At 68.5% G+C, this 11,256-nt stretch carries 13 protein-coding genes; 12 read left to right on the top strand and 1 reads right to left on the bottom strand.

Features of this window, described 5'->3' with window-relative positions:
* Positions 1-69: 69 nt before the first annotated feature.
* Positions 70-843, bottom strand: a complete 774-nt coding sequence (locus ACFORO_RS00735; RefSeq protein WP_354735785.1) for a deoxyribonuclease IV — start codon at positions 841-843, stop codon at positions 70-72.
* A 116-nt stretch (positions 844-959) separates the two neighbouring features.
* On the opposite strand from ACFORO_RS00735, the gene ACFORO_RS00730 reads away from it, so the two are divergent.
* From ACFORO_RS00730 to dnaB, 12 genes are all read left to right on the top strand, one after another.
* The gene (locus ACFORO_RS00730; protein ID WP_377872821.1) at positions 960-1,787 is read left to right on the top strand and encodes a hypothetical protein; all 828 of its coding nucleotides are present in this window, start codon (positions 960-962) and stop codon (positions 1,785-1,787) included.
* 166 nt (positions 1,788-1,953) lie between these two features.
* Positions 1,954-2,856, top strand: coding sequence for a hypothetical protein (locus tag ACFORO_RS00725; RefSeq protein ID WP_377872822.1), 903 nt, complete (start codon positions 1,954-1,956; stop codon positions 2,854-2,856).
* A gap of 129 nt (positions 2,857-2,985) precedes the next feature.
* On the top strand, positions 2,986-3,906 hold the full coding sequence (locus ACFORO_RS00720) for a hypothetical protein (protein ID WP_377872823.1): 921 nt from the start codon (positions 2,986-2,988) through the stop codon (positions 3,904-3,906).
* 102 nt (positions 3,907-4,008) lie between these two features.
* Positions 4,009-4,332, top strand: coding sequence for a 30S ribosomal protein S6 (gene rpsF / locus ACFORO_RS00715; protein WP_344282605.1), 324 nt, complete (start codon positions 4,009-4,011; stop codon positions 4,330-4,332).
* Between the two features lie 29 nt (positions 4,333-4,361).
* On the top strand, positions 4,362-4,898 hold the full coding sequence (locus ACFORO_RS00710; RefSeq protein WP_377872824.1) for a single-stranded DNA-binding protein: 537 nt from the start codon (positions 4,362-4,364) through the stop codon (positions 4,896-4,898).
* Between the two features lie 34 nt (positions 4,899-4,932).
* Positions 4,933-5,181 carry a 30S ribosomal protein S18 gene (gene rpsR / locus ACFORO_RS00705; RefSeq protein WP_009085242.1) on the top strand — a complete coding sequence of 83 codons (249 nt, stop codon included), beginning with the start codon at positions 4,933-4,935 and terminating at the stop codon, positions 5,179-5,181.
* Positions 5,182-5,195: 14 nt separating this feature from the next.
* Entirely contained in the window at positions 5,196-5,660 is a 465-nt protein-coding gene (gene rplI, locus ACFORO_RS00700) for a 50S ribosomal protein L9 (RefSeq protein ID WP_009085244.1), read from the top strand.
* Positions 5,661-5,836: 176 nt separating this feature from the next.
* Positions 5,837-6,268 (top strand): hypothetical protein, encoded by a 432-nt coding sequence (locus ACFORO_RS00695; protein ID WP_377872825.1) that lies wholly within the window; start codon positions 5,837-5,839, stop codon positions 6,266-6,268.
* A 7-nt stretch (positions 6,269-6,275) separates the two neighbouring features.
* Positions 6,276-6,890, top strand: a complete 615-nt coding sequence (locus ACFORO_RS00690) for a DUF3558 domain-containing protein (protein WP_377872826.1) — start codon at positions 6,276-6,278, stop codon at positions 6,888-6,890.
* Positions 6,891-6,932: 42 nt separating this feature from the next.
* Entirely contained in the window at positions 6,933-8,312 is a 1,380-nt protein-coding gene (locus ACFORO_RS00685) for a hypothetical protein (RefSeq protein WP_377872827.1), read from the top strand.
* Positions 8,313-8,323: 11 nt separating this feature from the next.
* Entirely contained in the window at positions 8,324-9,121 is a 798-nt protein-coding gene (locus ACFORO_RS00680; protein WP_354735801.1) for an ESX secretion-associated protein EspG, read from the top strand.
* Positions 9,122-9,836: 715 nt separating this feature from the next.
* On the top strand, positions 9,837-11,240 hold the full coding sequence (gene dnaB / locus ACFORO_RS00675; RefSeq protein WP_037809085.1) for a replicative DNA helicase: 1,404 nt from the start codon (positions 9,837-9,839) through the stop codon (positions 11,238-11,240).
* The last annotated feature ends 16 nt before the right edge of the window (positions 11,241-11,256 follow it).

The following is an 11,256-nucleotide window of genomic DNA, read 5'->3' as shown; positions in this document are numbered from 1 at the left end:
AACCGTGACCAACCACGCTTAAGTTCCTGGCATTGACTCTGATTCCCGCAGGGTTCCCTTCACGGCTTCTCAGGCGAGTTGTTTGCGCAGGTAAGCGATGTCGGCGGCCTGGCCATCGCCCGGCGTCTCGACGACCACCGGCGCGCCCGCCTGGCGCACGACCTCGGCGAGCAGCTCCGGTTCGATGGTGCCGTCGCCGTCGACCACCGACGCGTGCCGGTCGCGGTTGGAGCCGTGCTCGTCGCGGGAGTTGTTGCAGTGCACCAGGTCGATCCGGCCGGTGATGGCCTTGACCTTCTCCACCGCGGTCGCGAGATCCCAGCCCGCCGCGTAGGCGTGGCAGGTGTCGAGGCAGAAGCCCGCGCCGAACTCGCCGACCTTGTCCCACAGCCGGGCGATCACGTCGAGCTCGCGGGTCATCGCGTTGTCACCGCCCGCGGTGTTCTCGATCAGGATCGGCACCGCGAAGCCGCCCTTTTCCGCCTCGCGCTCGAAAAGCTTGCGCCAGTTGACCAAGCCCTCCTCGACGTCGTCGCCCGCGCCGACGTGCCCGCCGTGCACGATCAGGCCCTTCGCGCCGATCGCGGCGGCCCCGTCGGCGTGCTGGGTGACGTTCTTGCGGGACGGGATGCGGATCCGGTTGTTCTTGGACGCGACGTTGATCAGGTACGGCGCGTGGATGAACACCTCGACCGGGGAGGCCTTGATCTCCTCGCCGTGCGGATGCGGTTTCGGTGCCTTCCACCCCTGCGGGTCGGAGAGGAAGAACTGGACGACGTCGGCTTCTCGCTCGGCGACGGCGGCCAGCGGATCGTCGTCGCGGACATGGGCGCCAATCTGCATGCCCTGACGCTACTACCGGGCGAATCTCCCCCTTCCGCCCGAGTTGGTGACGCTCGTGGAGTACCGTGAGCGCGTTCCGTGATCCATTCGGAGTGAGCACATCGGGGGAGGAAGGCATGCGGAAGCGCGCTGGACGGATGACCGCATTGGGGGTCGCGCTCGCGGCGCCGCTGCTGTCCGCGGTTCTCGCCTTTCCCGCCACCGCCGCCGCGGATCCCAGCCCCACCGTGAGCGGCGACTGCGAATCCACCCTGCAGAACGGCAAGAACGGCAACGGCCTCGCGCTCGACGCGGGCGCTCCGCTCAACGCGCCGAACCGGCTCACGATCGGTCTCGATTCGAAGGCCAAGCAGACCGACGGCAACAACACGTTGCTCAACGTCCCGGTCGGCGATGTCGCGCGCACGCTGGGCGTCGGCGAGGTCCCAGCTGTTGGCGACACGGCCGCGAAGGACACTTGCCCGATGGTGCAAGCCGCGGCGAACGGTGTCGGCAACGCGACCCAGGGCCTGGTCGGAGGTCTGCCGAACATCCCGCCGCCGACACCGAAGCCACCGCCGGGCCCCACGCCCCACCCGCCAGCTCCGCCGTCCCCGGCTCCCGGCCCAGGCGGCCCAGGCCAGCCCGTCCCCGGCGGCGACACGCTCGGCCCGGTGACCTCGGTCGGCGGACTCTCCGGCCTCGACTCGGTGTCCGGCATCTTCTCCGGAGCCGCGATGCTCCCGGCGAGCTTCGTGCAGGCCCCGCTCGTCACCCAGGTCGTCCCGGGCCAACTGCCGCAGCCGGACCAGGTGCCGACGGTCGACGCGAAGAAGTCCGGCACCGCCGAGGCGCTGCCCGCGGCCAACCCGCCCGCCCGGCTGCCGCTGCTGATCGCCGTGCTGGCGCTCGCGATGGTGGCCGCCGCGCTGGTGCGCGCGTGGCTGCGCCGCAAGCCCGCCTGATATTGACTCTCAGTAGCGCCCGCTTCCACCCGAATGCCTGACGTCGGAGGGGAGGCGGGCGTTACTCGTCTTCGTTACCGTCGTTGTCCTCAGCAAGGCAGGTACAACGGACGCGGCGAAAGGGTCGACGGCCATGCAGCAGCACCGGGCACGGAGGGCAACCGCAGTGGGCGCCGCCGCTCTCGTCCTGGCCGGCTCCGCCGCGCTCGCCGCACCAGGCACCGCGTCGGCAGGCACTCTGACCGCGACCTGCGGTTCCACCATCACCGCGCATCCCGGAGACCACGTCCAGGCGACCACCCCGCTGCTCGGCATCCCGATCGACCTCGGCATCGTCGGCCAGGTCTCGGGCGTGCTCACCGGCACCATCAACGCGATCCTCGGCACGGTCTGCAAGGTCACGGTGAACGTGGTGAACACCGTCGTCGCGCCGGTCCCGGTGATCGGCGCGCCCGCCGCGAGCGCGGTCAACGGCGCGGTCGCGGGCGGCACGAACACGCTCCAGCAGGGCGTCGCCGCGGCAGGCCAGGCCTTCAGCGGCGGCCAGCCGGGCAAGCAGAACCCGGGCCCGAACCCGCAGCAACCGCCGTCCGGCAGCAATGGCGGCAACCCGCAGCAGGGCGGCTCGCCGGGGCAGCAATCCCAGATGCCGGGCTCGAACAGCCCGGTCCTCGGCGACTACAGCGGCGGCGGGGCCGCGCCGTTCTCGGCTTTCCTGCCGAATTTCAGCAATTTGTCGTACGGCTACAGCACCGGATACGCGCCGATGCGCGATTACAGCGGCATCCCGATGGCGATGGCCGGATTGTTCAGCCCGTCGCCCTCGCTGCGGTACGGCAGCCAGATCCCGGGTTACGCGCCGCAGTACGGCGTTTCCAACCCGGACGGCGCCTCGGGCGGCGACCGCACGATCCAGAACGCCGGTAATGCCGAAGCATTGCCTGGCACCGGCGGCAACCACACGAACGGGTTGGACTGGCCAGTTCTGGTGGCAGTTTTGGCACTCTCCGGAGTCAGCGCGGGCCTGGTCCGAACCTGGGTGCTCCGCCGAATGGCCGCTACGAGTTAGCCCGCCCCGCCCCACCACCACCCTCAGTCGAGCGGCTTCGCCGCGCTGTTGTCACTGCGCCAGTATCTTTACCGGAGTCCACTCGTTGTCCCAGATGCGACGAATCATGCCCACGGACCCCGGAGGATAGTGCTCGTGCGGAAACTCCCCACCTGGAAGCGAACCCGTCGAGCACTCACCGTCACCGCTCTCGCCGCCCTCTTCACCGGCGGCACGTTCCTGGGCGCGGGCTCCGCGTCCGCGGCGACCACGCTCGCGAACCAGTGCAAGGGCACGGTCACCGGCGGCATGGGTGATTCGGTCGCCGTGCCCGGTTCGGCGGTCAAGGAGATCGTCCGCCAGTCGGCCAAGGACCAGGTCAACTTCTGGCGCTTGGCCACCGTCTGGCCGGACGCGCTGGCGAACGACATCGCGAACAAGGGCAACCTGCAGGTCGGCACGATCCCGAACGCCGCGGGCGGCACGGTCAGCGGCGACGCGATCGGCCAGGTCGTCTCGGACGCGCTGAAGAACGAGTGGGGCATCGGCCTGCTGCCGGACACCAAGACCAAGGTGCTGAACGGGATCCGCAGCGGGGTCGCGTCCGCGTGCGGGCTGACCACGATGGCGAACAACTACCAGGCGCCGTCGTCCTCGAGCTCCTCGTCGAACGGCGGCGCCCAGTCGAACGGGAACTCGCCCGCGCAGAACGGCGGCGGCAACCCGCTCGGCGACTACCAGCCGGGCTCGACCGGGATCGCCCCGCCGCGCGACTACGGCAACATCCCGACCGCGAGCCCCGGCAACCCCGGCGTGCTCGGCACCGCGATCGCCCCCGGCGCGCGCTACGGCACGCTGCCCGGTTCCGGCGCGCTGCCGCAGCAGCCCTCGGCCGGACAGGACCCGCAGGGACAGCAGGGCCCGGACATCCGCAACGCGGGCAACGCCGAATCGCTGGCGAGCCAGGGCCGGCCCTCCGACGTCCAGCTGCCGATGCTGCTCGCGGTGATCGTGCTGGCCGGCGTCACCGCCGGGCTGGTCCGCACCTGGGTGCTGCGCCGCGTCAGCTGACCCGCCGGACGGGACTGTCGTACCCGCCGGGTACGCTTACCTGGACAAACCCTCCTGTCACGGAATCCGCCGTGACCGCGAGCCCATAGGAGGTGAGTGGTTATGTCACGCCATTACGAGGTAATGGTCATCCTGGACCCGACGCTCGACGAGCGTACGGTCGCGCCCACGCTGGACAACTTCCTCAACGTGATCCGCACTTCGGGCGGAAGCGTCGAGAAGGTCGACGTCTGGGGCCGCCGTCGCTTGGCGTACGAGATCAAGAAGAACGCCGAGGGCATCTACGCGCTGCTGGACCTGAACTCGACGTCCGAGGCCGTCAAGGAACTGGACCGCCAGCTGTCGCTGCAGGAAACCGTGCTGCGCACCAAGGTCATGCGCCGCGAGGTCAAGGCCGCGGCCAAGCCCGCGCCCGCCAAGGCCTGATCCGAGCCCGATCCGAAGGGACGCCATCCGTGGCTGGAGACACCGTCATCACCGTGGTCGGGAACCTGACGTCCGACCCGGAGCTGCGCTTCACCCCGTCCGGTGCGGCGGTCGCGAACTTCACCGTCGCGTCCACCCCGCGCACGCTCGACCGCCAGAGCGGCGAGTGGAAGGACGGCGAGGCGCTGTTCCTGCGCTGCAACATCTGGCGGCAGGCGGCGGAAAACGTCGCCGAGTCGCTCACGCGGGGCGCCCGCGTGGTGGTGCAGGGGCGGCTGAAGCAGCGGTCTTTCGAGACCAAGGAAGGCGAGAAGCGCACCGTCGTAGAGCTCGAGGTCGACGAGATCGGCCCCTCGCTGCGCTACGCGACGGCGAAGGTCAACAAGGTCAGCCGCGGTGGCGGCGGCGGTGACTTCGGCGGCGGTGGCGGCGGCTTCAACGGCGGCGGAGGCGGCGGCAACCGCGGCGGCGGAGGCGGCAACAGCGCGCCCGCCGACGACCCGTGGGGCTCGGCCCCGGCAGCCAGCAGCGGCGGCGGAGGCTTCTCCGACGAACCCCCGTTCTGATCTCATCTCTTTCTAGAATTCCAGGAGTACACCAGTGGCCAAGCCACCCATTCGCAAGCCCAAGAAGAAGGTCTGCGTGTTCTGCAAGGCCGAGAAGAAGGGCCGCCCGGAGACCATCGACTACAAGGACACCAACCTGCTGCGGAAGTACATCTCCGACCGCGGCAAGATCCGTGCCCGTCGCGTCACCGGCAACTGCAGCCAGCACCAGCGCGACATCGCCATCGCGGTGAAGAACTCGCGCGAGATGGCGCTGCTGCCCTACACGTCCACCGCGCGCTGAGGGGAGCCGTAGTCATGGCGAAGATCATTCTCACCACCGACGTGGCGAACCTCGGCGGCCCCGGCGACATCGTCGAGGTCAAGGACGGATACGCCCGCAACTACCTGCTGCCGCGCGGCTACGCCATCGTGGCCAGCAAGGGCGCGGAGAAGAACGTGCGCACGATCCAGCGCGCACAGGAATCCCGCCGCATCCGCGACCTCGACCACGCCAAGGAAATCAAGGCGACCCTCGAGGGCCTCGGCGCGATCCAGCTGACCGGCAAGGCCGCGGCGGGCTCGAAGAAGCTGTTCGGCTCGATCACCGCCGGCGAAATCGTCGACGCGATCAAGGCCCAGGGCGGCCCGCTGCTCGACAAGCGCGTCCTCGACCTGCGCGACCACATCAAGACGGTCGGCAAGCACTCGGTCAACGCCCGCCTGCACCCGAACGTGAAGGTGGACCTCCGTCTCGAGGTCAAGGCCGTGGCCGCGAACTGACGCTCGCGTCTTTTTCCGCGAACCGCCCCCGGGGACTTTTCCCGGGGGCGGTTTCGTTTCGTCCCGGCCGCAGGTTCCCAGGTCAGGCGCACTCGGCCAACTTGCGAACACCGAGCGGGAACCAACTCGCGTGCGTTAACATCCAAGGTGCTGATCTCGCTGGGGAAGAGCGAGGCGTGGGTTATAAGGGGGCCAGCGAGATGCCTGAAGGAACACCCGCATCCAACGCGAACGCAGGGACTCAGGTTCCTCCAGTTCCGCCGATCATGGTGGGCAGCTACGGCAAGGCCGGCGGCTACAAGTTCACCGAGGACGAGGTCGACTCAGTCATCAAGCAGTGGCAAGACCTGCTCGGCGACCTGGTCAAGGACCGCACGCACGCCATCGTCATCGCCGGGGTAAAACCGCCCGCCGACGAAGTGGCCAGCCATACCTTCGTCAACCAGGGTTCCAACCCGTCCGGGCAAAGCCTGCTGGACGAGCACGAAAAGATGGTCACCTACACCCAGAACTTCATCGACGCGCTCACCGCGGCGAAGAAGAAGATCAGCATTACCGAGCTGCACAATGCCGAAGACATGAAGAAGCAGACACAGAGTGGGCTCTGATCAGCACATGCCAAAACACATCGCGCGGCTCGCCGCCGGCACTGTCGTCGCCCTCAGCTTGCTGACCGCCTGCAGCGGCGGGACCGGCGGCACTGCTGAACCCCCCGCGTCCGGCACCCCCGGCCCGACGAGTTCCGACAACTCGTCGGGCAACGGCGTACCGAAAGTCCCGGCACCGCTCCCGACTGAGAAGCTGCTCGCCGATCCGTGCTCTGTCCTCAGCGACGACGACGCCAAAACGCTCGGTCTCGCCTCGCCCGGGAAGCTCAACGACATCACGCCACGCGGATGCGACTGGCAGTCCTCGGACCCGGAGCTCAAGGCGAACGGGATCACCCTCGCGCCGATCCCGCAGAACAAAAACGGCCTCGCCGACACCTACTCGATGAAGCCGAGCCAGGCTTACTTCGAGCCGACCGAGATCGGTGGCTATCCCGCGGTTTTCGCGTCTCCGAAAGACTCGCGCAAGACTGGCGCGTGCGCTGTCGTTGTCGGCGTCACCGATCAGCTCGCCGTCATCATCGCCGACGGAATTACGAAGGGCAAGAACTACGACAACCCGTGCGAGCCGCTGACCAAGATCGGCGCCGCGATGATCAACCACCTCAAGACAGCTTCTTGATCGCCACACGGCTCTAGCAGGCCCGGAAGGAAGATTCTCATTATGGGGAATGAGGACAACAGCACTGGCAGCACCCTGAAGAACACCGCTAAGGGTGCGGTAGTCGGCGCCGCCTACGGTGCCGTGCTCGGGCCGGAAGGGGCAGTGGTCGGCGGCGTAGTCGGCGGCTTGGTGGGTGCGGCATCCAGCATCTTCAGCGGCGGACCGCACGCCGAACACGTCCAAGCGAACGTCGGTGGCGGGTCAATCGACGCGTACACGATTTACGACAAGATCAGCAAAGGCAACACCGGCTCGCTCGACGGCGGCAGGGGCGCAGCCGACACGCTTCAGAAGCTGCACTCCGGTCGCTCTCAGCAGATCGATGCGCTGAACAACAAGATGAACAGCGCTTGGCAGGGCAACAGCGCCGGCGCGGCCCAGTCGGGCGCGAATGCGCTCAAGATCTGGCACGACGACTCCGCCAACAATCTTGGCAAGAGCCAGACCTTCATGACCAACCAGGTCGACGCGTTCCACGACGTGCACGGGAAGGTCCAGAAACTGGACCAGAACCCGCCCGAGATGAAGTGGTACGACCACCAGCCGTTCAGCGACAAAGACGACGAGATCGACAAGTACAACAAGGACAGCCAGACGAACGTCCAGGCTTACACCGCGTACTACGGTTCGAGTTCCCAGAACGCCGGCGGGATGCCGCAGTACAACGTCTGGCAGGGCAACAACATTTCTGACGGCGGCACCGACCCCGGCAAGTACGGCGGCGGTCCCGGCACCGGCCCCGGCGGCAGCGGCGGCTTCACCGGCGGGCCGGGCGGTGGCGGCGGCGGCTTCACCCCGCCGAAGACGGGCACGCCGAAGTTCACCCCGCCGGGCGGCGGCAACAACACCCCGCCCAAGTACACCCCGCCCAAGTACACCCCGCCGGGCGGTCCCGGCGGTCCCGGCGGGCCTGGCAAGTTCACCCCTCCTGGCGACGGCACGACGACCTCGGGCTGGACGCCGCCTACGACCGACCCGTCGAAGTTCAGCCCGAGCACCTTCGGCCCGAGCACCTTCGGCCCGGGCGGCGGAGGCGGCTTCGGGCCTGGCGGCTCCGGAGGAGGCAGCGGTGCCGGCGGCGCGGGCTTCGGCCCCGGCGGATTCGGCGCGGCGGGCTTCGGCCCCGGCGGTGCCGGTTCCGGCGCGATGGCCGGCGAGGCCGGCGGTGCGGGCGCGGGCGGAATGCGCGGCGGCGGTGCCGCTGGCGGCGGCGCGGCAGGCAAGGCCGGTGCGTCCGGGATGGGCGGCATGGGCGGCGGAGCCAAGGGCGGCAAGGGCCAGGAAGACGAAGAGCACCAGACCAAGTACCTGCTGGAAGAAGACGGCAACGACATCTTCGGCTCGGACCAGATGACCGTTCCGCCGGTCATCGGTGAATGAGGCTCGGCGACGTGATCACTCTCGACCGTCCGGTTTCCTTCACTGCCTACACCCTGTGCAACCTGATCCGGCGACGCGGCGCGGAGCCGCACAAGATCATCGGCGAGACCGCCGCGTTCTACGTGCCGGAGGACCAGCGCAAGCTGGACGAGCAGGTCAACGCGGGGCTTCAGCAGGCCGGGCTGATGGGCCCGCGGGGGATGGACCGCGATCTGCTCGCGCTGATCGATTCCATCTCCCATCCGCATTTCGAGTACTACGGCTGGTTCGACGGCCAGTTCGACGACGGCAGCCCGGCCAACTTCTCCGCTCTGGTGGGCAGTGGCAACGGCGGCGGTTTCGGACTGGTCCGGGCCGGCGGGCAACCGACGCTCGCCGTCACCCGGCAGCGGCCGGAACGGCTCCTCGAGACCTTCCTCGACATCATCCCGACCGCGCGAACGCCTCCTGGGCAGGCGCTGCTTGTCGACCGCAAGGAATTCGAGTCCGGGAAGGCCAACGACTCCGCTGAACCGCGGAGTTCGATCATGGTCACCGACCAGGGCCGGAACCACCAAGCCTCCCCGCTGAAGGAGATTCAGCGGATCATGCAGGCGCCGCGCATCGGCAATGGCACGTTGTACGTCGCCGCCCGGACATCGAGCGGCACCCGCAGGCGGATTCCGAAGCCGATCAACTTCGTCGACATCGCCGAAGGGCGCTGGCTCATGGAGGAGCGACCGGGGCGCGAGTCCATTCTCGTGTACACGCCCTGGTCGAGGCAGGCGGTCTCCGAACGGCTCCGGCAGGCGCACAGCGCCTTGGGCTGAGCACCCCGAGCGTTACTCCGGGTGGGGTTCCCGGCACGGCACCGCGAGGTGTCCGGCCGGTGAACCTCGCCCGGTTTCGCGTTTGCACGCGGTTAACCTGCGCTTTTGCCCGATCGCTCACTGTGCGCAGTCATCGAGTAGGCCACGTGGGGAATTCTCCTTCGTTCAGCCCATCGGGTCGGTGATCTACCGTGCGTAGCAACCATCCACAGGGCAGTGGACCAACCCGGGTGCGACACGCCGAAGAACCAGTTCGACACGACACGCCGAACGAGTTTTCGCGGAGTTCTCCACAGTCTCTGCACAGGGCTTGACCTGCGGGTTCAGTGAAGCCGATCTGCACTGTCCCCACTTTGTCCACAGGCTCACGGATACCTGTGATTCGTTGCCCCCAGTCATCCACAAGTTATCCACAGCACGGTCAACACCCGGGTTTGCGCTCGTCCTTCCGGGGGACCTAGCGTGCGTTCGCGCCCAGTACTCCCGGTGGCTCCGCGTGGCGGTCACCGGCGAGGGGAACCGCCCGGTCCATCATCGAAGTGAACCGGACGGGCGGGTGGGAAAGCCGGGCCGACTCCGGCATACTCGAACAGGTGTTCGCCTGTGCTGGCCTCTGCGCGAGGCGGCGGGCGGACGCGGTTCGGCACAGGACAGGCGCACGCGAGACGACGGGGCCAGCCGGGACGACGGCGGGGCGAGGGGAGGTGTCCGGGCAGTGGCGGTGACCGATGACCGCGGTCCGGCGTACGCGGAGTCCGATCCGGGTCCGAGCGACCCCGGCCCCGGCGGGTTCGACCGCCAGCCGCCGCAGGACATCGCGGCGGAGCAGTCCGTGCTCGGCGGCATGCTGCTGTCGAAGGACGCGGTCGCCGACGTCATCGAAGCGCTCGGCCCCGGCGATTTCTACCGGCCCGCGCACCAGGCCGTGTACGACTGCATCCTCGATCTCTACGGCCGCGGCGAACCGGCGGACCCAATCACCGTGGCGGCCGAGCTGGAACGGCGCGGCGAACTCGGCCGCGTCGGCGGGGCGCCGTACTTGCACACGCTCATCGCGACCGTGCCCACCGCGGCCAACGCGGGCTACTACGCGGAGATCGTCTCCGAAAAGGCGGTGCTGCGCCGCCTCGTGGAAGCGGGCACGCGCATCGTCCAGTACGGCTACGGCGCGGCCGCGGCCGACGGCGCGAACATCGACGAGGTCGTCGACCGCGCACAGGCCGCGATCTACGACGTCACCGAACGCCGCACGAGCGAGGACTACGTCGCGCTGGAGGACCTGCTCCAGCCGACCATGGACGAGATCGACGCGATCGCCTCGCGCGGCGGGCAGTCCCAGGGCATCCCGACCGGGTTCGCCGACTTCGACGAGCTGACCAACGGCCTGCACCCCGGCCAGATGATCATCGTCGCGGCCCGACCCGGTGTCGGCAAGTCGACTTTGGGGCTGGACTTCGTCCGCTCGGCGTCCATCAAGCACGGCCTGACCAGCGTCATCTTCTCGCTGGAAATGAGCCGCACCGAGATCGTGATGCGCATGCTGTCGGCCGAGGCGAAAATCCGCCTGGCCGACATGCGAGGCGGCAAGATGTCCGACGACGACTGGACGCGGCTGGCCCGCCGGATGAGCGAGGTGTCCGAGGCCCCGCTGTTCGTCGACGACTCGCCGAACATGACGATGATGGAAATCCGGGCGAAGGCCCGCCGACTCAAGCAGCGGCACGACCTGAAGCTCGTGGTCGTCGACTATCTGCAGCTGATGACGTCCGGCAAGCGCGTCGAATCGCGGCAGCAGGAAGTGTCGGAGTTCTCCCGTCAGCTGAAGCTGCTGGCGAAGGAGATCGAGGTGCCGGTGATCGCGATCTCCCAGCTGAACCGTGGTCCGGAACAGCGAACCGACAAGAAGCCGATGCTGTCGGACCTGCGTGAATCCGGCTCCCTGGAGCAGGACGCGGACATCGTCATCCTGATCAACCGCCCGGACGCCTGGGAACGCGACGACCCGCGAGCCGGGGAAGCGGACCTGATCCTGGCGAAGCACCGTGCCGGCCCGACGAGCACGATCGTGGTCGCACACCAGCTGCACTACAGCCGGTTCGCCGACCTCGCCCACGACTGACGCGTGGTCCGGTTCG

The organism is Amycolatopsis halotolerans, assembly GCF_042647905.1.
Lineage (GTDB): Bacteria > Actinomycetota > Actinomycetes > Mycobacteriales > Pseudonocardiaceae > Amycolatopsis > Amycolatopsis halotolerans.
Note: the sequence above shows the minus strand (reverse complement) of the source record. Positions and strands in the feature narration are given on the sequence as shown.